This window comes from Acinetobacter bereziniae (assembly GCF_016576965.1).
Lineage (GTDB): Bacteria > Pseudomonadota > Gammaproteobacteria > Pseudomonadales > Moraxellaceae > Acinetobacter > Acinetobacter bereziniae.
The window spans coordinates 328,147-352,269 of record NZ_CP066119.1 but is presented as its reverse complement, the minus strand read 5'-3'; the positions used below and the strand labels follow the sequence as shown (position 1 = coordinate 352,269).

Genomic DNA, 24,123 nt, shown 5'->3' with positions numbered 1-24,123 from the left:
ACCTATCGCGTCGCCTTTGCCGTTTCAAGCGGCTTGTCCAAAGGCACATTCATTAAACGTAAAGACTCTTGCATAATTCGAGCAAAAACTGGTGCTGCAACCAGACCACCATAATATTGACCACGAGGATTTTCCACCACCACAATAATCGCTAATCGAGGATCACTAATCGGCGCGACACCTGCAAATAATGCACGATATTCTGTATTTGAATAACCACGATGATCAGGACGCAGCTTATGTGCCGTTCCTGTTTTACCACCAACACGATAACCTGGAATATTGGCTTGTTTTGCGGTTCCGCCTGGCATAGTCACTTGCTCTAACATCAATAAAACTGAATCAGCAATTTTAGGATCTAAGACCTGCTTCCCTTTGGGCTGGTCATTGAGTTTATAGAGACTTAATGGATATTCCACACCATGATTGGCTAACATGGCATAGCCTTGTGCCAACTGCAAAATCGTCGCATTTAGACCATAACCATAAGCCATTGTGCCGATTTGCGATGAATTCAATTTCTCAGGAGGAAGCACCAAACCACTACTTTCACCTGGGAATTTCACCGCTGAACGCTGACCAAAACCGACCTTTCTAAAGAAGCTAGGTAATGTTTCTTTCGGCAAAGACAAGGCAATTTTTGCAGAGCCCACGTTAGATGACTTGATAATCACACCAGTAACAGTCAGTGAACCATAGTTATGCGTATCACGAATGGTATGAGAACCTAAACGCATTGAACCCGGGCTGGTATTAACTACAGTATTTGGCGTATATTGACCACTTTCCAACCCAGCAGCAATCGTAAAAGGCTTCATGGTCGAACCAGGTTCAAACATGTCGATTGCCCCTCGGTTACGCATAGCATCTTTATTATTTAAACCATTCTTATCGTTGGGGTTATAAGATGGCCAACTTGCCATTGCCAAAATTTCGCCCGTTTTAACATCTACAGCGATTGAAGATGCAGAGCGCGCATTGTTTGCCACACCTACAGCAGTCAACTCACGATACATAATATATTGCAAACGTGAATCTATACTTAAAGTGATATTTTCGCCTGCTTTAACCTCTTTGACCACTTCTGGCGTGCTAATACGGTTACCGTGCTTATCCCGTGAGATTTTTTGCTCACCATCCTCACCTGCAAGACGTGAGTTTAATTGCATCTCCAAGCCTTCAATCCCGGTTCCCTCACTATTGGTTAAACCAATAATCTGAGCATTGGGTTGAGGTTGTGGATAATAACGTTTATAGGTTTTCTCAGCATACACCCCTGCAAATTTATGCTGGGTAATGAAATCTGCCTGAGGCGGTGGAACTTCTTTTTTTAACACCAAATAGCGTGAGCGAGGACGTTCATTCAAACGTTTCTTTAAATCTGCACGATCAATGCCTACCGCATCTGCCAATTCATCTAAATTTAAATTTTCATCCGGTAACTGACGTTTCAATTTTCGACTATTTGGCGTTTTTTGTAATTCAGCTGTGATGGTGTCAAATTGCTTTTTGGTCTCAAAATACTCTCGTGGATCAATCACCACTTTCATGATCGGAGAGCTAATCGCCAAAGGCACACCATGGCGATCACTAATCACACCACGCATGGCTTTCAACGTTTCTGTACGCAAAATATTGGCATTGGCTTTATTTTGCAAAAAGTCTTTATTAATCACTTGCACATAAAATGCACGACCAACCAGACCTACAAAGCATAAAAGAACCACGCCCCACATAAGATAAAAACGCCACATATCGATAGATGCGGTACTTTTTTGGGTAATGGACGGCTGCTTTTTACGCGGTTGCCGAGTCTGTTTAGTTTGCTTATCTACCATACAGATGCCTTACTTCTTCTGCTCTGATTCACTTGGTAATGAAATGACAACTGTTTGTGCAGCTGGCGGTGAATACATTCGGAGTTGCGTTACTGCACGCGTACCAATTTGTGCTGTCGCACCAAATGTCTGTTGTTCAATGAGCAAACGCCCCCACTCTGCATTGATATCTTCGCGCTCACGCATATAACTATTTAAATCACGAAAATCATGACGATAAGCAAAAACTTGTAACACCACCATAAAAGCGCTGATCAGTACTGCGGCAACCATAAGACCATAAACAATTGCTTTTTTGACAGCCAGTTTACGACTTGATTCTTCTATAATTTCTTGTTTCATTATGCGCCTTTTTGTTCTAATCGCTCTGCAACCCGGAGCCAAGCACTACGTGAGCGAGGATTCACCTTGACTTCTTCCTCACTGGCACGAATTCGGTCTATTTTTTTCAGTCGACGAGTATCTTGTACTTTTTGCGGTAATCCCCAACCATTATCTTCTGCTAAAGTTGATTCTTTTTGAATAAATTGCTTAATAATTCGGTCTTCAAGTGAATGAAAACTTATCACGGCTAAACGTGCGTTTGATTTTAACAAATCTACGGCTTGAGGTAAAAAGGTATGTACATCATCCAGCTCTTTGTTAATTTCTATACGAATGGCTTGGAAAGTTCGTGTTGCCGCATGCTTATTCTTTTCCCACTTTGGATGCGCAACTTTAACAATTTCTGCTAATTTTCCTGTGGTTTCAATATAACCGGCTTGTTTAATCGCTTTGGCAATACGACGGCTATAACGTTCTTCACCATATTGAAAGATGATATTCGCCAAATGTTCTTCTTCAACATCCAGCAACCACTCAGCAGCGGTTTGCCCTTGAGAATTATCCATACGCATATCAAGTGGTCCATCATGCATAAAACTAAAACCACGTTCAGCTTGATCTAACTGAGGTGATGACACCCCTAAATCTGCCATAATTCCATCAACTTGATAAATATCCAATTGATTCAATTCTTGTTGTAAATCTGCAAAACTTGCATGAATAATTTTAAATCGAGGATCTTCTTTTTCAAGCTGATATGCCACTTCGAGTGCTTGAGGATCTTTATCAAAAGCATATACTTTGGAGTTTTCATCCAACTTAGAGAGCAATAAACGGGTGTGACCGCCACGCCCAAACGTCCCATCCACGTAAATTCCTGTATTGCGCCCTGCAAGTAAAGCATCGACAGTTTCATGTAGTAATACAGAAATATGAGACATAATTAGAGTTTCAGTTTAAGCAAAAAAAGTAACTGCACATTATTACCTTGTTTTGTTAAAGCTCCAAACGACTTTTTGTAGGGAAATATTACTTTTTATAGAGAAAACCGTTTTTCCTGTGTTTGAAACAAAAAATAGGGCGAAAAAACAACAAAAGCAGTGCTATAAAGTTACCGTGCTTGCTTCATCATTTTCACGTCATGATTTTCAAAATGTTCAACGACTCGCCAACCATGTTGAGCATAAAACGTACAAGCACGGCTTCTTGCATCAGTTTCCAAGCAAATTTCTTGAAAATATTGAAATAAAAAATCTTCCGCTTTTTTAAGTAATGCAGTGCCAATGCCCTTTGCTTCAAAATCGGGATAAACAAACATTGCAAAAATACTTCCCTCATCTTGATCTGCTATTGCAAATCCACATACCTGATCATTCAATTCAGCAACCCAAACACAAGAACAACTGTGAATTAACTCAGATATGGTTGCTGTCGTAATACCTAACTCAGTCAATTGTGTTCGTGATAAATGATTCTCTTTGACTGAGGTTCGAATATCAAAAATTGTTTCAATGTCATTGGCTGCCGCCAGTCTGATTTGGATGCACATAATTTCAAGTTATTGTTCAATTTGAACTGAGTCTAACCTATTCATTGATGAATAAAAAAACCTCCTTAAGGAGGTTCTTCATCAAATCAATTACCGCTTAACGTTTGGTATTATAAATCTGATCGAAAACACCGCCATTTGCGAAATGTGTTTGCTGCGCTTTCGCCCAACCACCAAATACTTCATCAATGGTGAAAGTTTTTAATTCAGGAAATTGTTTCGCATATTTTGCTAAAACTTTTGCATTACGTGGACGATAAAAATGACGTGCTGCCATATCCTGACCAATCGGGGAATATAAATAATTGATATAGCCTGTTGCCAACCACTTATTGCCATTCTTCTCAACCGTCTTATCTACAATCGCAACAGAAGGCTCAGTCAGAATCGACATAGACGGATAGACGATATCAAACTTATTGCCTGTGGCTTTTTTACTGACCATGGCTTCATTTTCCCAAGTCAATAAAACATCACCAATGCCACGTTCAGCAAAGGTGGTCATGGATGCACGTGCAGCAGGATCCATTACTTTCACGTTATGATACATCTTGGAAACAAACTCACGCGCTTTCGCATCATCACCACCTGGTTGTTTCAATGCATAACCCCAAGCTGAAAGATAAATCCATCTTGGCAATCCACCCGTTTTCGGATTCGGTGTAATGATTTGCACACCCGGCTTGGTTAAATCTGTCCAGTCTTTGATACCTTTAGGATTACCCTTACGCACTAAAAATACAACCGTTGAAGTATAAGGTGCTGAGTTGTTTGGAAACTCTTTTTCCCAACCCGGGTTAATTTGACCCGACTTTACAATTTCATTGATGTCGTTAGCTAGAGCCAGAGTCACCACATCACCTTTTAAACCATCCACCACGGCACGTGCTTGCTTTCCAGAACCGCCATGTGATTGTTTAAAATCCACAGTTTTTCCTGTACGCGCTTTCCAATATGCACCAAATGATTTATTAAACTCATCATAAAACTCACGAGTTGCATCATAAGACACATTTAAAAACTCACGATCAGCCGCATGAGTGACTTGAGTTGTTCCTGTAAATCCAGTTGCAATAATCACAGCACTTAAAAGTGCTTTAAAATTCTTTTTCATATGAGCGCCGCAGCAAATTTAAAATTATTCTAAATATATGAAATAAGCCAATAAACATCAATCAAAAGCATAAAGATACAAGATCGAATGAGGAGCAAAAATAAATGATGATTGATATTGATGAATTTTTTCAATTCATTGAGGTTTGAAATTGCCAGTTTAATTTTATTTTGATCATATTAGATAAAAGATAGAAAACCAAAAAACAGTCATGCTCAAACAGGACCACCTTTCATAAAAATATTAATCAATAAGGTACACATCAAGGCTATCGCAATAATATAAGGATAAGTGATTTAAAGTAAAAACTGAAAAAAGTACAAAAAAGCAAAGCCTGATCAGATCAAAAGGCTTTGCTTTCAAAGCATTACTTTTCAGCTGTAAATTGATCGTATACCCCACCATTGGCAAAATGCACCTTTTGTGCTTTCGCCCAACCACCAAAAACTTGATCAATTGTGAACAATTTGATTTTAGGGAATTTAGCAGCATATTTAGCAGCCGCTTTTGTATCACGAGGACGGAAATTGTATTTTGCTGCAAGATCTTGCCCTACAGGAGAATACAGATAATTTAGATAACCTTTGGCTAGGTTTCGATTGCCATCTTTATCGACAACTTTGTCGACAATGGCAACTGAAGGTTCAGCAAGGATAGAAATCGACGGATAAACAATCTGATATTTGTCTTTATCTGGACCAGAGGTTGCTAAAATTGCTTCATTTTCCCAAGACAGCAATACATCACCAATACCACGATCAGCAAAAGTAGTGAGAGAGCCTCGAGCACCAGAGTCTAAAACTTTGACATTTTTATAAATCTTTTTCACCAACTCACGTGCTTTAGCATCATTACCACCTGGCTGTTTTAAGGCATAACCCCAAGCGGATAAATAAATCCAACGCGGTGCACCACCCGTTTTAGGGTTCGGTGTAATAATTTCAACACCTGGTTTTACCAGATCATTCCAATCTTTGATTCCTTTTGGGTTGCCCTTTCGGACCAGAAACACCACTGTTGAGGTATATGGTGCCGAGTTATTAGGAAACTCCTTTTGCCAACCTTTTTCAATCAGTCCCGCATTGACAATTTCATCAATATCATTCGCCAATGCCAACGTTACCACATCCGCTTGTAAACCATCGACCACGGATCTTGCTTGTTTTCCTGAACCACCATGAGATTGTTTAAACTCAACATCTTGTCCTGTTTTCGATTTCCAAAACTGTCCAAAACTTTTGTTATATTCTTGATAAAATTCTCGTGTGGGATCATACGATACATTTAAAAATTCTTTTGCAGCATATGTATTCCCTATCGCAATCAGACTGATTGCACTTAAAAGCAGTCGTTTTTTCATTTGTTTCTCAGTTTTTAGTACTTAGCATGCACTATATTTTCATTGTTTTAATTTAACAATCAATCACTTATAAAAATAAACTCTATTCTTTTCATATTTTAAGATATTCAAATATATGCAATAAACAGCTTAATAATTTCGAATATTTTCTAAACAACTTAATGTAGACTTGAATTCTTCACGATTCATCCATATTTATATGATATTAATTTAATTATTACATTTCGTTTCAATGGTTGTTTTTTAGACATTTTTTGTGTAGTATTATTAAAAAATGTGACGTAGTTAAGCTTTTTGTAACTTATTTTGCTACAATAACCATGTTAAACACACCTTGTTAAAGAAAAAAAATCGACCATCCGGGGGAGTAGATGGAATGAAGTATCCACATTTAAAATTGTTAGGTATCAGTATAGGACTAACAATCATGGCGCAAACAGGTCATAGTGCTGTCACTAAAGATACTACTCGACCAATACAATCTATGATTGTTGTATCCGACAAACAATCACCGATTGAAAAAGCGCTGAATCAGCAAAAACGTGGTGAAAGCAAATTGATTTCAGACAAAGATCAAATCAAAGTTTTAACTTCACTTAAAACTACACCATCACAAAATTTTTTAGCTGAACAACATCAAAAGTTTTCGCGTTTTGTACAAGCAATTTTCCAACCACATACCTCATAGTTGCTTGATTTGAGAAAATAAATTCTTTACTCCTCAAAAGAATTTAGAAGCCCAGTCCTTTATTGGTGAATTAACCCTTAAGCGATTGGGCTTTTTCGTTATAATAGTTTCAATTTACATTCTGAATAATATTTGGTTATGAAAGTCCGTACTCGTATTGCACCCTCTCCAACAGGTTTCCCACATGTAGGGACTGCCTATATCGCTTTGTTTAACTTATGTTTTGCCAAACAACATGGTGGTGAATTTATTCTTCGTATTGAAGATACAGACCAACTTCGCTCTACACCTGAATCTGAACAAATGATTTTAGACTCATTGCGTTGGTTAGGATTAAATTGGTCAGAAGGTCCAGATGTCGGTGGTCCACACGCACCTTATCGCCAATCTGAGCGTATGGGAATTTATAAACAATATGCTTTAGAACTGGTTGAAAAAGGGCATGCCTTCTATTGTTTTGCGACGGCTGAAGAGCTTGATCAAATGCGTGCCGAGCAACAGGCTCGTGGTGAAACACCGCGTTATGATGGGCGTGGTTTAAAACTTTCTCAAGAAGAAGTACAACAACGTCTTGCTGCTGGTGAAGCGCATGTGATTCGTATGAAAGTACCTGAACAAGGGATTTGCCAATTCAACGACTTATTGCGTGGTGAAGTTGAGATTCCATGGGCACAGGTAGACATGCAAATTTTGCTGAAAACCGATGGCTTACCAACTTATCATCTGGCCAATGTGGTCGATGATCATTTAATGGATATTACCCACGTAATCCGTGGTGAAGAATGGATACCATCTGCGCCAAAACACCAGTTACTCTACCAATATTTTGGTTGGGAAATGCCAACATTATGTCACATGCCATTGTTGCGTAATCCTGATAAATCAAAATTGTCGAAGCGTAAAAACCCAACCTCGATCAATTATTACAAAGATATCGGCGTACTTCCTGAAGCATTACTCAATTATTTAGGTCGTATGGGATGGTCAATGCCAGATGAAAGCGAAAAGTTTACTTTAGCTGAAATGATTGAGCATTTTGACATTCAACGTGTCTCTTTAGGCGGTCCAATTTTCGATGTTGAAAAACTCAATTGGTTAAATGGTCAGTGGATTAAAGCGCTTACACCTGCTGAGTTGCTCAATACTTTGCTTGCTTGGAAAGCAGACCGTAAAACCCTTGAAGACATTGCTGCAGCCATTCAGCCACGTATTAATTTACTTTCTGAAGCTGTTAACTGGGCAGGTTTCTATTTCAATCAATTCCCTACCTTGTCAAAAGAACAGTTCGAAAGTAAAAAACTCAGTGAAGAACAAGTTCGTCAAAGTTTGCAGTTTGCCATCTGGCGTTTAGAAAGCTTATTTACTTGGAACAACGATACCGTGAGCCAAACGCTCATGGATTTGGCGAATCAAATGGAAATCAAACTCCGTGATTTCATGCCTGCATTCTTTATCGCGATTGCGGGTTCGACTTCATCGACACCTGTTATGCAATCAATGGTGACGATTGGTCCAGACTTAACGTTTGCACGTTTACGCCATGCACTTGAAATTGTGGGTGGTCCGAGTAAAAAAGAAGCAAAAGTTTGGGAAAAACTCAACGAAAGCATCAAATTGCCGAAAAATGATGCAATCGACGAAGCTTAATTCATTTTTCTGTTGACGTGAAGGCGCAATATCCCTAATATTGCGCTCACACAGACTGGGGGTCATAGCTCAGTTGGTAGAGCGCTACAATGGCATTGTAGAGGTCAGGAGTTCGATCCTCCTTGACTCCACCAAAAGTTTTACCTGTGTTGCCTCATCTGTCCCTATCGTCTAGAGGCCTAGGACATCGCCCTTTCACGGCGGTAACCGGGGTTCGAATCCCCGTAGGGACGCCATATTCAAGATGGCGACATCTTTGTAAAAAACCCAAGCATAATGACTTGGGTTTTTTATTATCTAAATTTTGATTCACTCAATGTGACTTCAACCTAGTGATATAGACAAGCTGTTGAAAAACTCATAGAGTAAAATATCACTTCATTTAATCAATAAATCTAATCCTGTGGCTTTAAGTTTTCAGGAACAGGATATTTTTTGAATAACTCAGCATCATCTTCTCGATCCCAACGTTCAAGCCACCAATTACATTGTTCTGGCTGAAAAAATACAGGTTCCCACTCTGCCAATGAATCGGCATATTGCGTTAACGGAAGCATTTTTTCTCGAATTGGCTTAAGAATATTGTTTAACGCTTGATAACCTTGCGGGCGTGGTAAACCTATTCTTGCCAATTGTGGTGATTCATCTGCTCTAAAAAACACTCCACCATTGATCGGTTCTAAACGTAATGGCGTATTCGAATCTTGCTGTTGAATGGCTTGTACTTTATCGAGTTTTTCAAGCCACGGCTGACCAAGATACACCAACCAAGCTGTTGAACGCACACCTTTTTCTAAAGAAGGTTCATCATTGGTTACAGCACTGGTCTGCGTCATATCTTTTTCAATATCTAGACCTAAGAAACGGTAATTGGCTGCGGTTTCAAAAGCTTGCCATGGTACAGCTTGGGTAAAATCTAAGGGCTGTCCGACGCGATAACCACAATAGGCTTGTTCTATCTTAATTTCACGAATGATGGATTTAAAAAATTCAATACACTTTAATCGTCGATCACTGTTATTGGTAAAATCAAAAGGGAAAATAAAATTTATCCATGAGTACCATTCGTTATTTGCAAAATCAGGGTTAAATGAAGCCTTAACTCCATACTTAGGGGCAAAGCTCATATTGGGTTGATCTGAAAAATAATAAATGACAGAGGTTTTTTCTTTTTTTATATCTTCTAATAAATTTTCAGGAAAACCGTCCTTACGAAATTTACGTTCACGTTGATTTTTTACGGATGCTTCTCGTTGAAATTCAACTCCTGTCAAAGCAATATAGTCTTGTATTTTTTTGACAAATTTTTCCTTAATTTCTAGTTGATCGCCATCATAAAACCAAAAAGACATCATTAAGTTTAAGCGCACTGGTTCTGTTTTGGATTCAATGTCCACATAAGGCAATGTATAATCTTGTGTCTGTTCAATCTGATCTAACCACGCTTCCGCTTGTTGAAATAACTCATCCATTATTTATCAACATCCCATAAATCAAATCTAATCCTGCGGCTTTAAGCTTTCAGGAACAGGATATTTTTTTAATAACTCAGCATCATCTTCTCGATCCCAACGTTCAAGCCACCAATCACATTGTTCAGGCTGAAAAAATACAGGTTCCCACTCTGCCAATGAATCGGCATATTGCGTTAACGGAAGCATTTTTTCTCGAATTGGTTTAATAATATTGTTTAACGCTTGATAACCTTGTGGGCGTGGTAAACCTATTCTTGCCAATTGTGGTGATTCATCTGCTCTAAAAAATACTCCACCATTGATCGGCTCTAAACGTAACGGCGTATTCGGGTCTTGTTGTTGAATGGCTTGTACTTTATCGAGTTTTTCAAGCCACGGCTGACCGAGATATACCAACCAAGCTGTTGAACGCACACCTTTTTCTAAAGAAGGCTCATCATTGGTTACAGCACTGGTCTGCGTCATATCTTTTTCAATATCCAAGCCTAAAAAACGATAATTGGCTGCGGTTTCAAAAGCCTGCCACGGTACAGCTTGAGTAAAATCTAAGGGTTGTCCGACGCGATAACCACAATAGGCTTGTTCTACTTTTATTTCTCGAACAATCGATTTAAAAAATTCAATACACTTTAATCGTCGATCACTGTTATTGGCAAAATCAAAAGGAAAAATAAAATTTATCCATGAGTACCACTCACCATTTGAATAATCTGGGCGGAACTTACTGTTGACACCAAACTTAGGAGCAATACTCATTTTCGATTGATCTGAAAAATAATAAATAACTGAATCTTTTTCTTTTTTTATATCTTCTAATAAATTTTCAGGAAAACCCTCTTTACGAAATTTACGTTCGCGTTGGTTTTTTACAGAAGCTTCTCGCTGAAATTCAACACCCGTCAATGCAATATAATCTTGTATTTTTTTTACAAAGTATTCTTTTATTTCTAATTGATCACCGTCATAAAACCAAAAAGACATCATTAGATTTAAGCGCACTGGTTCCGTTTTGGATTCAACGTCCACATAAGGCAAAGTATAATTTTGTGTCTGTTCAATCTGATCTAACCAAGCTTTTGCTTGTTGAAATAACTCACCCATCATCTTTTCCTTCTTATTTCCAAAGATTTTCTGCATTGCTGACCACTATGTCCCACACTTCACGCATTTGATTCACTTTACTGGTCTTTTTGCCTTGCGGGGTGCTGCTTGGCTTTTGCGTATTTTGCGGTACTGTCTTTGCCTTACAACCACAGTCACTATCTTTAGGATTTGCCGATACCCGAATCATCGCTAATTTTGAGCTACTACTTAAAAATAATAAATATTTATCCATTTGTTTTTTGTCAGGTGGATCTTTACTGTCTAAAAATTTAATTTCCACCCAATGTAAAATATTATCAAGAGTTGGTGCTTTCATCATATTTTTCACTATAAGAATATCCGCCCCTATTCGATGATCTCCCCCAGGGGTTTCCATAAACTTATGTCGAGGCGGATTTGTCCCAGCAACCATCAACGGTTGTTTGGTTTTTTTGTCATATATCACTTCGGCTTTAATCGGACATTTATGTTCCATCACAATATCTACGAGTGCAAAAATGACTTGCACGGCTTTTTGTCTAAGGTGGCGTAATCCGCCCCATAAATTAATCACTTTATCAGCAATCGTTTCTTTTTTAGACGCTTTCCCTGTTGCACCACCAATTTGATTACTAAAACAGCAAACTTTACAAATCACAGATTTAAATAAAATTGGTTTCTTGGTGTAAACCTCATACCAAGCGCCAACTCTTGAAGCTTGCGAGGGTGTGGTTGGTTTTGTTGAACCGCTTGGTTTGGGTGTCGTAGAAGCTCTTTGTTCTCGCTTAATATCAGTCGCAACTTCAGTTGCAAAAGAAAATATAAACTCAATCAACTCTTGAGCAATCGTTGCGCCAATATCTTTTAAAAAAGGTGCAAGATACTTTTTGACCAATTCAGTGGTCACTTTTGCTGCCTGATTGAGGAGTTTTTTGAGTACGTGGAGTAATACTCTCAACAAAAATGCAATGACCACATATGCAGCTGCAACAATTGGAGCAACCATAATTTCCTCTTATTCTTCTAAATGATCAATATCATCTAATTCATCTTCTGGATCTTCCACATAAAACAAGGCTTCATATGTTTTTTTGAGAAGCGGAGATTCGCCTGAATTTTGTTGGTGATTATTTGGTAAATCTGCAATATACAAATCGACTTTTTCCCGCTGATCAGTTTGAATCGGTTGAGTTTTTCCAAACTCATCCGTGATTCCCGCAACTTCAAGCCCATTTTCAGCAATTAGTCGATAGTTATAATTCGCCATCGGTTGTTTGGCATCATCAAGAAAAGTCACAGCAGCTGAATAAGGTTGATCAATCATCACAGGAAGTGCTGGAAAGACTGTTTGTATTTTTGCCCCACTCTCAAACTTATGCTGACCAGCTCTAACAACAAATTCCCTACCCATTTTCACCTCATTGTTTATCATAATTTAATTATTTGTTAAATTATACATCACAATCTTTTAATAGTCCTGATTTTTTATGTCATTAGTCATCGCCTTCAACTTAGATCGTTATGCAATACTTGCTACAGATAGACGTGGAGTCATAAAATACAGCGATACAAAAAAACATATCACTCTGAATATCAATGATCATTATCAAAAAATTAGAAAAGTACCCTTTGGTTTTTTTGCGGCAGCTGGTGATTATTTTATAACAACGTGTTTTTATGCTGAATGTATGCGAAAAATGCCAAAAAAAAGAAATTTAGAAGAACTCCTTCAAGATACTTATCATAGATATTGCAATATGAAAGGAATTCTGCACTTTTCAGGAATCACAACAATATTGCTGATTGCGAATCACCGTACAGCAGGTAAAAATTTTGAGAAAGATGCTATTTTAGAAATCAACATCAGTTATGAAAATATTGAAATTCAAGAAATTGAGACGATGAATTTAGTCGCATTGATGGCAAACATGAACCCAGATATTCATTTCTGGGATAGTGTCAGTGAGTTATTACGTCCATCCAATCATTTTTTAGGAATAGATCAATTTTTGAGTTATCACCTAAATCTAATTCACTACATTTGGCAAGAACAGCTCAAATTTGACTACTTAATTTCCCATCATATTGATTTTTATTTTCACGATCGGATGACAAGCAAAGGAATATTTATTCCCTATGAAAAGTTTACAAATATCTCCGAGGATTTGGTTAAAAAACTATAGAATGGGACTTCGACTTAAACATATCTTTAACTTTTAAAAAAACATCGTGAAGAGTTGATACGCACGTGCATAGCTCACTTTTAATAATTTCACAGTTGACCGTAAAACTTATTAGAGAACTGTAAAAACACTCAATCACTAGTAAAACAACGATTACAAATAGAATTCTGCCTAAAACAATTGCGGACAATATCTTCGAGTATCATCTTAGATCATGAGTTTAGTCATCCAGTCTTTTTTGCATTCTGAATGAGAACGATTAGAATAATAGCAAGATGATTAATATGGAGTCACCATGCAATACCAATGTCCAAAGTGTCAAAGCCGGAAAATTCTCCCAGTTGCAAATGGCAACACACCTGCAGCTCGCCCAGTTGTACCTAAAAGCTTGGTATTCTTGATTCCACTACTCTTTATTTTATTGCTTTTGGTTGTCATCAGTATTGTGATGTGGATTTTCAGTAACGGTGCAGGTCAGACATTGCAGATTGCAACAGTTGTGGTTTTTATTGCAACAGTGATTGCTGGCGTGCTTTTTTGGCGTGATCTTCCTGATTTTAAAATTTCCATGCAATCTTTTATGCAAGCCAATAAAAATTGGAAGTGTCGCGACTGTAATCATGAATGGCAAATCTAAAACCATTACTTAACAGATTTAAAAATCAAACCATTCACATTAATGTGAATGGTTTTTTTCTTGAGCTATAGGTGAATCTTGAGCATGGTTCTGTGTTGTATGTGAATCTACCATATCTGCATCATCCTCGATTTGTAGAGTCATTTCGGTGATCCCATGCTGATGACTCAGCATTTCCATGGCTTGTTGATATAGCTGGTTGCGATCTGCTTCAGGTGCATACAAATGGACAGTTAAATGAACATTTTTGGAAGTAATTGCCCAGACTTTGAGTTGGTGAATACTTTTCACGCCTTTGATTGATAACAGGTCATTCCGTAACTTCTCAATATCAATTTCCTCAGGTACACCCTCTAAGAGAATATTGATACTTTGTTTGAGTAGAATCCATGTTCTTGGCAAGACCCAAAACCCGATAAGCACAGCAATGACTGTATCAACCCACATCCAACCCGTGAAATAAATAATTGCTCCACCGACGATAACACCAACTGAACCAAGCGCATCACTCAAGACTTCCAAATAAGCTCCCTTGATATTTAAACTTTCTTGGGAACTTGAAAATAAAATCTTCATCGAAATCAGATTAATCACCAAACCAATAACGGCGACAATCATCATGCCTACACTTTGAATTTCACGAGGTTGGCTAAAGCGTTGATAAGCTTCATAAAGAATATAAATCGCCACCACAAACAACATCAGCGCATTAAACAATGCCGCCAAAATTTCAAAACGCTGATAACCAAAGGTACGCTTATTGTCCGCGGGTAATTTTCCAATTTTTATCGCGACCAATGCAATTGCGAGTGCAGCTGCATCGGTAAACATATGCGCAGCATCAGACAATAACGCTAAACTCTGTGTAATGAACCCAGCCACCACTTCAACAATCAAAAAAGTACCAGTCAATAGCAATGCAAAGCTTAGTTTTTTAACATTGCCCTCGGTGACCATGGCGTGACTATGATCATGCCCTTGTTGTTCACTCATTTCGCACCTCTCTTTATTTGATGTATTCGCAATTCATTTCTTTTTCAATTATTGATAATAATAATTATTATCAATAATACTTTTTCTCTATATAATGCCTGCACAACATTTTTAGATTTGACAATACCCCTTCTAACAGGATGTCTACAATGAAAAAATATCTTGCGCTCGCCCTACTGTTTTGTTCTTATAGCCATGCACATGAACCCTATGTTGCTCCTTTGAGTTACCTCACTGCAAATACACAAATTCCTGTCATTGCTGGTTATGCAGAAGAAGCGCTCAATGCTGAACATGCACTTAAACAAACAACTTTAACGGTCATTCAACCTGATCAAAACCAATTACAAGTTCAACCTACCAGCACTTTAAAATCTGCGACTGTTTTTGACTTAGCTCTACCACAATCAGGCACTTATCAATTGGGTACTAAAGTTTCTTTCCCGCTCAAATATGTACAACATAATAAAGAATGGAAAATGCTTTTTGATGTTGCCGCAGATAAAGCAGGAAATATTTCCGAACGTGACTATGTCGTCCCGTCTGATTTCAAAAAAGCCCCTGTACCCGTCAGTATTCAGCGTGAATGGTCAATCCAAAGCTATATTTCAAAAGATAAATCCTCTGCTTTTCAAAACAAAACTGATGCAGTCATGCAGGTTGAGTTTAAAACCCATCCCAATGACATCACTGCACAACAACCTGTACAAATTCTAATTAAAAAATCAGGGCAAGCACTCAAAAATGCGGAGCTACTGATTCGAGCTCAAGGTCAAACCGATAAGCAAGCGTTAAAAGTTCCTGTCGCTACGGATGGCTCTGCCACACTTACTTTCCCATATTCTGGACAATATCTTGTTGAAGTCAGTGAACCTTTCAATTCAACCGCAAAACCAGTCAATCAAAACTACACCATTATTAGCTTAGGCGTATTACCTGCTGGCAAATAATACAACCTTAAAAATATAGAGACCCTCTTCTTGTTTTACTCAAAAAGAGGGCTTTGTTTTTTAGACAAGCAATTAGTTACTTCGCTCTTTACGCTCATTCATCCAACGATAGATCACAGGCAAAATCACCAAGGTCAACAACGTAGATGACATAATTCCACCGATGACCACTGTTGCCAATGGACGCTGTACTTCTGCACCTGTCCCAGTTGCCAATGCCATCGGCACAAAACCTAAAGAAGCAACACAGGCTGTCATCAATACAGGTCTTAGACGTAAAATTGCACCTTGCCAAGTCGCATGATAAACATCAAGTTGCTGACGCAATTCCTTAATGAATGTCAACATGACCAGACCATTCAACACCGCCACACCAGAAAGTGCGATAAAACCAACACCTGCTGACATAGACAATGGTATTCCTCGCAACCACAATGCAATCAAACCGCCACATAGTGCAAATGGAACACCAGTAAAGACCAATAAGCTTTCTTTGAAGTTATGGAAAACTGCCATTAGCAAAATAAAAATCGTAATCAATGCCAATGGAACCACCAATTGCATTCTGGCTTTGGCTGAAGTGAGGTTTTCAAACTGCCCACCATAACTCAACCAATACCCTGCAGGCATTTCCTGTTTAGCCAAAGTAGATTGAAGTTCTGCAACAAAAGAACCTAAATCACGTCCTTCTACATTTGTAGTGACAACAACCCGACGCTTACCATTTTCACGGCTGACCTGATTGATACCTAAAATATTTTCTACTTTAGCGACATCTTGTAACTGAATTAAGCCACCATTTGGTGTTTGAATCGGCAGCACAGCCAAGTGTTCTGGAGTACGTTGCGCATCATCCAGACGGATCACAAAGTCAAAACGACGATCTCCTTGTAAAATTTGCCCAACATTCTGCCCACCCACACTTGTTGCAACCAAATCCTGAATAGCTCTTACAGATAATCCGTATTGCGCTGCTGCTGCTTTATTCACTTCAACATTAAGCAAAGGTAAACCCGATGTCTGCTCGATCTTAACTGCGGATGCGCCTGAAATACTTTGAACTTGTTGGGCAATTTTACTCGCCTGTTGGTTCAATACATCCATGTCATCGCCAAATATTTTGATCCCGACATCACTACGCACACCTGAAATCAATTCGTTAAAGCGTAGTTCAATCGGTTGTGAAAACTCACTGTTATTACCGGGTAATGTTGCCAGAAATGCAATCATGCGTTGACGTAACTCATCTATGCTTTCTTTCGGATTTTTCCATTCCTTCTGCGGTTTTAACAAGACCACAGCATCTGAAATATTCGGTGGCATCACATCTGTTGCCACTTCTGCAGTACCAGTACGGGCAAATATGGCTTTAATTTCTGGAAACTCTTTTAACAACAATTTTTCCGTATTTTCTTGCATTCTTAAAGATTGCTCCAAGCTGGTACTTGGGGAACGCATTTGCTGTACTGCAAAATCTCCTTCACTCAACGTTGGTGCAAATTCACTTCCAATCTGTGTTGCAAGTAGACCTGTCAAAAATAAAATACACAGCGCAAGCGTGATGACCAATACTTTAAAATGATAGGCTAAGTTCAGCACTGCTTCATATTTACGCTTTAACCAAAGCATCCAGCGACTTTCTGTTTCCTTCACCTCACCATTTACAAACAGCGCCACCGCTGCTGGAATAAATGTCACAGAAAGGATAATCGCGCCAAGAAGAGCCAATACAACTGTCATTGCCATTGGATGGAAGAGTTTAGCTTCAACCCCTGACAAAGCAAAAATAGGTAAGTACACCACCAGAATAATCAATTGACCAAAAATCAATGGACGACGTGCCTGTTTTGCTGCAAGGAATACTTCTTTAAAGCGCTCTGATCGTGACAACAAACGCCCTTTAGCATGTTGAGCTTCTGCTAAGCGACGAATACAATTTTCCACAATCACCACTGCACCATCGACAATAATCCCGAAATCTAATGCACCTAGACTCATCAAGTTAGCACTGATTTTTTGTTCCACCATACCTGCTAAAGTGAATAACATGGACAATGGAATTACACAGGCAGTAATTAAAGCCGCTCGGAAATTACCTAGGAATAAGAACAAAATAACAATAACCAGAATCGCCCCTTCAACAAGGTTTTTCTGTACAGTTTTAATCGCTCGCTCAACCAGATCAGTACGGTCATAAACTGTTTCAATCACAATGCCTTTCGGTAAAGACTGCTGGACTTCCTTGACTTTGGCATCCACAGCACGTGCAACTGTACGGCTATTTTCTCCCATCATCATCATGGCAATACCCAGTACAGTTTCTTGACTGTTATAAGTCGCCCCACCAGTTCGAAGATCATGCCCTATCGCTACGGTCGCAACATCAGCAACACGGATCGGAAAACCATTTTTATTGCCAATGCTGACATTTTGAATATCTTCAATACTGCTGAGCATTCCCGGAACACGTACAGTCAATTGCTGACCATTGGTTTCAATAAAACCAGCACCACGGTTCTCATTGTTTAAAGTCAAAGCATTTTGCAAATCACTGAGAGGGATTTGCAATTGTTGTAAACGATTGAGATCTGGAGTGACCACATATGTTTTATTAAAGCCACCAATCGAGTTTACCTCAGCAACACCAGGTACTCGTTGTAATTGCGGTCTTACAATCCAATCCTGAATTTCACGCAAGTCCATGGCGGTATAAGGTGTACCATCAGGTTTCTTGGCATTGGGTTCAGCTTTGACCACCCACTGATAAATTTCTCCCAGCCCTGTCGATACGGGTGACATCGTAGGTGAAATATCATCAGGTAGTGCTGCTTGAGCTTCTTGGATACGCTGATTAATTTGTTGACGCGCCCAATAAATGTCTGTGCCATCTTTAAAAATAATGGTGACTTGTGATAAGCCATAACGAGAAATTGAGCGGGTCATCTCAAGTTTAGGTAGCCCCGCCATCGCAGTTTCAATGGGATAGGTGATTCGTTGCTCAACTTCCAATGCAGTAAACCCAGCTGCCTGTGTGTTCACTTGTACTTGGACATTGGTAATATCAGGTACCGCATCAATCGGTAATTTTTGATAGCTATAAACACCTACACCAATCCAAGCCACGATAAACAGTATCACCCATATCGCATTTTTGATTGAGAATTGAATGAGTCGATCAAACAAACCCTCTGCCTGAGGCAATTCCTGATCTTTGTCTAAATCTAATTGAGAATCTGGAGAATCCTTAATGGTCATGGCTCGCTTCTCCCTTTTCTAGTTCAGATTTGAGTAAGAAACTGCCTTGCCCCGCGTATTGCTGCCCTTGCTTCAGACCTGACTGAATTTCAATCCACTGTCCATCACTGGATACCTGCCCCAAGACGACAGGCTGTGCTTTAAATTCAAGCTTTTTATCATGTTCATTGGCAACAAATACAACATCTTTATCCTCTATTTTTTGTACTGCACTTTTTAATACACGTAACGCTTGAGCAGAACCCGGCTGTTGAAGCTGAACATTGACCATTAAGTTTGGACGTAATTCAGCAGCATTGGACAATACTTTGGCACGCACTTGTAAACGTCCAGTCTGAGCATCAGCTTCAGTATTTAAACTTTGAATCTGAGCCTTGAAAGTATTACCTGTTTGTAACGACTTAAACTCAATCTGTTGATTCGGTGCAATAGATGAAAACTCGGAACTTGGAACAATAAATTCAAGCCACAATTGATCCAACTGATCAATCACGAACAATTGACTGGCAAGCTGAACATTTTCCCCCATGACTAAATCTTTTTTGCTAATAATTCCCGCAATCGGTGCTGTCATGACATAACGTCCCTGACTTCCAGAAGAAGCCCCTAAAGCAGACAGACGAGATTTGGTTGCTTGTACCTGTATTTGAGCCTGTTTATAGGCATTGTATGCACGCTGATAATCCTGTTTGGCAGAGATGCCTTGTGACCACAATTGACGCTCACGTTCATAATCTTGATGCGCCAACTCCATTGCAGTTTGTGCAATCTGCAAATTCGCTTGTTGGTCAACCAAATCTGGAACAACGAGCGTTGCCAATGCCTGACCTTTTTGCACACGCTGCCCTAGCTCTACATTTACCGCTATCACTTGTCCACTAAAAGCAGGAGATACATGCGCCTGTCGATCGGTATTGACCATGATTTTTGCAGGATAAGAAGCTGACTTTAAAACAGCTCCCATTTCCGCTTTGGCGAGTTGTATGCCTTGCTCAGTAATTTGCTGTGCAGTCAGGCTAATGGTTTCTTTTTCCTCCTCTTCACTATGCCCACCTTCATTTGCACCTCCCTCAGCTGATTCTGCTGCACCTTCTTCACCATGCGCATGTCCTTCCTCACCATGCCCTTCTTCTTTTGATGTGCTTTTTTTCGATGAAAAAAGTAAAGCTGTTGCAATAAGTGCTGTCACGACAATAGCAACAATGATCAGTAGGCGTTGAGAAATTTTGCCCTGCTGATGCTGAAACGATTTAAATTGATTTAGCATATTAATTTCTCCCACCAATCACTGGTAGTGCTTGAGTCTCTTGCCATAAGTTTTGATTAATTTGTGCGATTGCATCTTTCGCCATGATTTGACTTGGTTCAACGCCTAGACTCAAACTTTCTGCTTCAATGGCACGTTGCCATCCATCTTTGAGTAATTGCACCTTGCGTAAACGTACATCCTGCAATTGTAAAGTCGCTTGCTGTACATCCGTTACAGCAAACTTACCTACTGTAAAACCCATTAAAGTTTTACGTTGTACCTGAGCGGCAAGTGGAATTTGCGACTGATCCACAGCATTAAATTGCACTTCTAATCCTTGCAGTTCAGTCAATAATGTACCGACCTGCAAAGCATTTTGACGAAGATAGAATTCTTGCTGTTTGTTTAATAAATCTTCTTTCGCACGCGCAATTTGCACACCATATTGTTGGCGGTTAAAAATATTCAATGGAATCGACACCCCCACCACAAGTGCATTATCCGTTTGTGCTTGAGGTGATCGTGTGCGGTTTACCCCAAAATTCACAGTAGGATTTGGGCGCGCTGAGGCTTTGAGCTGATCTACGGTCGCTTTTGCCTGCAACACTTGTAAACGGCGTGATTTTTCAAACAAATTATCCGATAAATATTCTTGCACTTGTTGATGAGAAGAAGATGGCCACAATGATTGTGGACTCAGATTGATACTGATCGATTTATCTGAATCTCCCCATAAATTTGATAATTGCTGTCTAGCAACCTGAACTTGTAGATCCGCTTGGCGATACAGACGCGCATTTTCAGCATGACTTAATCGCACCCGATCCACATCGACTTGGGCAACACCACCTGCTTGATAACGCTTCTGGATGGCATTCAAATTTTCTTCACTGACTTTAAGTTGCTCTTGAACTACACTACGTTCGAGTTCAAAAATTGCCAGTTGTGACCATAGATATTTAACAGCAAGCTCAAGTTGAGCTTGATAAATTCGCTGATTTAAATCGCTTTGATCTTTAGAAAGTTGCGCCAATTTTTGAACAGATTTTCGCTCACCAAAAATATCCAAGCGCTGAGAAACACCTATCGCAAGCTCTTTATCATCATTTGAACCAAAGCCTGTTTGCTGTATGGATATCTCTGGATTTGTCCACAGTTTTGCTTGTTTTATATTCGCATCCGCAATCTGCTGCTGAGTCTGCCACACATTTTGTGTTTGTTGGTACTGCTCTGCTTTCGCGATTGCCTGTTGCAAGGTTAATGACTGTTTTGAATCATTCGCCCAAGCGCTAGATGTAATGATACTCACCATGAGCGCGCCAAGAAGAGACGATCTAAAGCTCAATCTAGACTTTTGTAAGGTTTTACATGTTTTTTTAGGCATAGAAATGCTCCACTAAATTCAAATATTAGCGGTGAGTGATTTTTCGGCTACCCCACCTTATAGCGGGGATAAGAGGGGCGGTGGGTTAGGAAAATATAGATCAGGCGACTGGTATAAGTTGTTCCAGCCAACAAATGGCGCTTCTCGGTAACCTATAAATTTAGGCTGTTCAGCATGTTGCTGATCATCCACGACAATAAAATGGACTAAAGAAGGCAAATGATCACTATGATCATCATTGAAATGATTTAGAAAATCGTTAACGCGTACATCATGCTGATGGGTTGCTTTCTGTGGAGAAGCCCCATGATCTGTTTGAGTCTCAGACCCATAGCTTCCCAATAATTGAGGATGTAGTAACTGATCTTGCGTACAATCAGGCGCACTATGATGACCAAAATGCTGAATGACCGATTTCTGAGCTGCTCCAGCACTTTTTTCATGATCACAAAAAGCCGCTGCCACATTCCAAAGGCTCTGGAACATGAACAAACTTAGCAAGACTGTGATGAAAACAGCTGAACGTTTCACAGATTGAGACTCGAAATCAAAATACATGATGAATATAGCAACTTTGTTGAGCTATTCAAATTACAGAAAGGTAATTTTTAAAAATTCTAAATCTTTTATTAACTAGGACTAACACAAACAAAAGTATATAAAAAGCAATTGACAAATTACATAAAATTATTTGCAAAGTTTACAAAATCAGCTAGATTTACTGATATCTAATCAATTTTTTATGATTAGCAATCTCTTTTACTTTGTTAATGGATTAGCAAGGAGGTTTTATATGTTGGTGCATATTTTTAACCGTTTTTTAGGAGATTCCACATCTCGCCAAGCATTTGAACAAAATGCATCTGAAGCAACGCTCGAAAAAGCGCAAGCACATGATTTTGAAGATCAACATTTAAGTTCAGATGAAATCGCAAATCGCAATGCAATGTGGTGTTATCTCAGAGCCGCTTTACGCGGAGATCAGGAAGCCCAATATAAAATGGGGCTGAGTTATCTCAATGGGCAACTGGGTTTAGACCGTAGTTATAGTCATGCTGAAAAATGGCTTGAACAAGCGGCGCATCAAGGTCATCTTCATGCAAAAGAACAGTTAAAGAAAGCCTATGACGAACTTGCATTCTCATAAATTATGTTAATTGTATTGTATATATCGCGCGATAAACAGAGCTAAAACTGGCTCTGTTTATTGATCAATTATACTGGGTTATCCACCTGAATTCATTTGTTTATTTTTCACGCAAACATTGATTATTTTTACTTTAAAAATTGATTTCAATATGGTAAAAATCACTAAATAAATAAAAAAACTATAGAGTATTTACTCTAAAATATTTTTTAAATTCAGAGGCTTACTACTAGTAATTTTATTTTTTTTGTATATTATTGCCCCCAATAAAACTGACTATCTTTTATACAAGGATAGCTTCACCCAGAAACTAAAAATACAGCTCATATATTCATTTTAGCAAAATCAGGAAAATAGCTATGAATCAGAAATTGGAGCAACTTTTTCAAGAAAAGGTTCAAGGTAAAATTGCATTAATCACTGGTGCATCTAGTGGTATTGGTTTAACGGTTGCAAAAAAACTTGCTGCGGCAGGAGCACATGTACTTTTGGTGTCTCGTACAGAAGAAACACTCAAAGAAGTTCAAGCGGAAATCCAGGCAGAAGGTGGTCAAGCGGACATTTTTCCGTGCGACTTAAATGATATGGATGCAATTGATAGGGTCTCTAAGCAAATCATTGCTTCGGTTGATCATATTGATATATTAATTAATAACGCAGGACGTTCGATTCGCCGTGCTGTACATGAGTCTGTCGACCGTTTCCATGACTTTGAACGTACCATGCAGCTGAATTATTTTGGTGCTGTACGCTTAGTATTGAACATTTTACCGCAAATGGTGACACGCAAAGATGGTCATATCATCAATATCAGCTCGATTGGTGTATTGGCAAACGCAACCCGTTTCTCTGCTTATGTTGCTTCAAAAGCGGCTTTAGATGCCTTTAGCCGTTGCTTATCTGCCGAAGTCCACTCACATAAAATTGCGATCACATCGGTGTATATGCCTTTAGTGCGTACACCCATGATTGCACCAACCAAAATCTATAAGTACGTTCCGACGCTCTCTCCAGAACAAGCTGCAGATTTGGTGGCTTATGCGATTGTTAAACGTCCGAAAAAAGTTGCAACCAACTTAGGACGTTTAGCTTCAATTACCTATTCAATCGCACCTGGAATCAACAATAAATTAATGTCGATTGGTTTTAATTTATTCCCAAGCTCAACTGCCTCTGTGGGTGAACCACAGAAACTTAATCTAGTACAACGTGCCTATGCGCGTTTATTCCCTGGTGAACATTGGTAA

The 24,123-nt window shown here is 39.0% G+C and carries 22 protein-coding genes and 2 tRNA genes; 9 read left to right on the top strand and 15 right to left on the bottom strand.

Going from position 1 to position 24,123, the window contains the following annotated elements; translation table 11 throughout:
• Window positions 1–2: 2 nt before the first annotated feature.
• From ftsI to I9192_RS01605, 6 genes are all read right to left on the bottom strand, one after another.
• The gene (gene ftsI / locus I9192_RS01630; protein WP_005034358.1) at window positions 3–1,838 is read right to left on the bottom strand and encodes a penicillin-binding protein PBP3; all 1,836 of its coding nucleotides are present in this window, start codon (window positions 1,836–1,838) and stop codon (window positions 3–5) included.
• 9 nt (window positions 1,839–1,847) lie between these two features.
• Window positions 1,848–2,180, bottom strand: coding sequence for a cell division protein FtsL (ftsL, locus tag I9192_RS01625; RefSeq protein WP_004825406.1), 333 nt, complete (start codon window positions 2,178–2,180; stop codon window positions 1,848–1,850).
• Complete coding sequence (gene rsmH, locus I9192_RS01620) at window positions 2,180–3,103, bottom strand: 16S rRNA (cytosine(1402)-N(4))-methyltransferase RsmH (protein ID WP_005034360.1); 924 nt, start codon at window positions 3,101–3,103, stop codon at window positions 2,180–2,182. The genes ftsL and rsmH overlap by 1 nt, the downstream gene beginning before the upstream one ends.
• 170 nt (window positions 3,104–3,273) lie before the next feature.
• Entirely contained in the window at window positions 3,274–3,711 is a 438-nt protein-coding gene (locus tag I9192_RS01615) for a GNAT family N-acetyltransferase (RefSeq protein WP_005034361.1), read from the bottom strand.
• Between the two features lie 97 nt (window positions 3,712–3,808).
• Complete coding sequence (locus tag I9192_RS01610; protein WP_004825411.1) at window positions 3,809–4,825, bottom strand: sulfate ABC transporter substrate-binding protein; 1,017 nt, start codon at window positions 4,823–4,825, stop codon at window positions 3,809–3,811.
• A gap of 367 nt (window positions 4,826–5,192) precedes the next feature.
• Window positions 5,193–6,185, bottom strand: coding sequence for a sulfate ABC transporter substrate-binding protein (locus I9192_RS01605; protein WP_005034362.1), 993 nt, complete (start codon window positions 6,183–6,185; stop codon window positions 5,193–5,195).
• A 376-nt stretch (window positions 6,186–6,561) separates the two neighbouring features.
• Between I9192_RS01605 and I9192_RS01600 the strand changes: the two genes are divergently transcribed.
• The 4 genes from I9192_RS01600 (at window position 6,562) to I9192_RS01585 (ending at window position 8,756) form a co-directional block, all read left to right on the top strand.
• A complete protein-coding gene (locus I9192_RS01600; RefSeq protein ID WP_200150079.1) occupies window positions 6,562–6,873 on the top strand; it encodes a DUF4179 domain-containing protein in 312 nt (103 codons plus the stop codon).
• A gap of 138 nt (window positions 6,874–7,011) precedes the next feature.
• Window positions 7,012–8,520: a glutamate--tRNA ligase gene (gene gltX / locus I9192_RS01595; RefSeq protein WP_009587179.1), complete on the top strand. Its 1,509-nt coding sequence runs from the start codon at window positions 7,012–7,014 to the stop codon at window positions 8,518–8,520.
• 58 nt (window positions 8,521–8,578) lie between these two features.
• Window positions 8,579–8,654 (top strand) — tRNA-Ala (locus tag I9192_RS01590).
• Between the two features lie 26 nt (window positions 8,655–8,680).
• Window positions 8,681–8,756: transfer RNA gene (locus I9192_RS01585), tRNA-Glu, on the top strand.
• 159 nt (window positions 8,757–8,915) lie between these two features.
• Here the strand turns inward: I9192_RS01585 and I9192_RS01580 are convergent.
• Genes I9192_RS01580 through I9192_RS01565 form a run of 4 tightly spaced genes read right to left on the bottom strand, consistent with a single transcriptional unit; the run spans window position 8,916 to window position 12,489 of the window.
• Window positions 8,916–9,992, bottom strand: a complete 1,077-nt coding sequence (locus I9192_RS01580) for a type VI immunity family protein (RefSeq protein WP_200150078.1) — start codon at window positions 9,990–9,992, stop codon at window positions 8,916–8,918.
• 27 nt (window positions 9,993–10,019) lie between these two features.
• Window positions 10,020–11,096 carry a type VI immunity family protein gene (locus I9192_RS01575; RefSeq protein WP_200150077.1) on the bottom strand — a complete coding sequence of 359 codons (1,077 nt, stop codon included), beginning with the start codon at window positions 11,094–11,096 and terminating at the stop codon, window positions 10,020–10,022.
• 13 nt (window positions 11,097–11,109) lie between these two features.
• On the bottom strand, window positions 11,110–12,084 hold the full coding sequence (locus tag I9192_RS01570) for a hypothetical protein (protein ID WP_200150076.1): 975 nt from the start codon (window positions 12,082–12,084) through the stop codon (window positions 11,110–11,112).
• 9 nt (window positions 12,085–12,093) lie between these two features.
• Window positions 12,094–12,489, bottom strand: a complete 396-nt coding sequence (locus I9192_RS01565; protein WP_200150075.1) for a hypothetical protein — start codon at window positions 12,487–12,489, stop codon at window positions 12,094–12,096.
• A 76-nt stretch (window positions 12,490–12,565) separates the two neighbouring features.
• Here I9192_RS01565 and I9192_RS01560 point away from each other — a divergent pair, with 76 nt between their 5' ends.
• Window positions 12,566–13,261, top strand: coding sequence for a hypothetical protein (locus I9192_RS01560; protein ID WP_200150074.1), 696 nt, complete (start codon window positions 12,566–12,568; stop codon window positions 13,259–13,261).
• 295 nt (window positions 13,262–13,556) lie between these two features.
• Complete coding sequence (locus tag I9192_RS01555) at window positions 13,557–13,898, top strand: hypothetical protein (RefSeq protein WP_004825419.1); 342 nt, start codon at window positions 13,557–13,559, stop codon at window positions 13,896–13,898.
• Between the two features lie 39 nt (window positions 13,899–13,937).
• On the opposite strand, the gene I9192_RS01550 is transcribed toward I9192_RS01555, so the two are convergent.
• Entirely contained in the window at window positions 13,938–14,891 is a 954-nt protein-coding gene (locus I9192_RS01550; RefSeq protein ID WP_200150073.1) for a cation diffusion facilitator family transporter, read from the bottom strand.
• A 149-nt stretch (window positions 14,892–15,040) separates the two neighbouring features.
• Between I9192_RS01550 and I9192_RS01545 the strand changes: the two genes are divergently transcribed.
• Window positions 15,041–15,841: a DUF4198 domain-containing protein gene (locus I9192_RS01545; protein ID WP_005034372.1), complete on the top strand. Its 801-nt coding sequence runs from the start codon at window positions 15,041–15,043 to the stop codon at window positions 15,839–15,841.
• 72 nt (window positions 15,842–15,913) lie between these two features.
• Here I9192_RS01545 and I9192_RS01540 read toward each other — a convergent pair whose 3' ends face one another.
• The 4 genes from I9192_RS01540 to I9192_RS01525 are packed head-to-tail and all read right to left on the bottom strand — an operon-like array spanning window position 15,914 to window position 22,215.
• On the bottom strand, window positions 15,914–19,096 hold the full coding sequence (locus I9192_RS01540) for an efflux RND transporter permease subunit (protein ID WP_005034373.1): 3,183 nt from the start codon (window positions 19,094–19,096) through the stop codon (window positions 15,914–15,916).
• Window positions 19,086–20,363, bottom strand: coding sequence for an efflux RND transporter periplasmic adaptor subunit (locus tag I9192_RS01535; RefSeq protein WP_005034374.1), 1,278 nt, complete (start codon window positions 20,361–20,363; stop codon window positions 19,086–19,088). Before I9192_RS01535 ends, I9192_RS01540 begins: the two co-directional genes overlap by 11 nt.
• 1 nt (window position 20,364) lies before the next feature.
• On the bottom strand, window positions 20,365–21,729 hold the full coding sequence (locus I9192_RS01530) for a TolC family protein (RefSeq protein ID WP_005034375.1): 1,365 nt from the start codon (window positions 21,727–21,729) through the stop codon (window positions 20,365–20,367).
• A 57-nt stretch (window positions 21,730–21,786) separates the two neighbouring features.
• Window positions 21,787–22,215: a cation transporter gene (locus I9192_RS01525; protein WP_227567152.1), complete on the bottom strand. Its 429-nt coding sequence runs from the start codon at window positions 22,213–22,215 to the stop codon at window positions 21,787–21,789.
• 307 nt (window positions 22,216–22,522) lie between these two features.
• Between I9192_RS01525 and I9192_RS01520 the strand changes: the two genes are divergently transcribed.
• Together I9192_RS01520 and I9192_RS01515 are read left to right on the top strand one after the other, a co-directional pair.
• Window positions 22,523–22,876 (top strand): SEL1-like repeat protein, encoded by a 354-nt coding sequence (locus I9192_RS01520; protein ID WP_004825435.1) that lies wholly within the window; start codon window positions 22,523–22,525, stop codon window positions 22,874–22,876.
• A 359-nt stretch (window positions 22,877–23,235) separates the two neighbouring features.
• Window positions 23,236–24,123, top strand: a complete 888-nt coding sequence (locus tag I9192_RS01515) for an SDR family NAD(P)-dependent oxidoreductase (protein ID WP_200150072.1) — start codon at window positions 23,236–23,238, stop codon at window positions 24,121–24,123.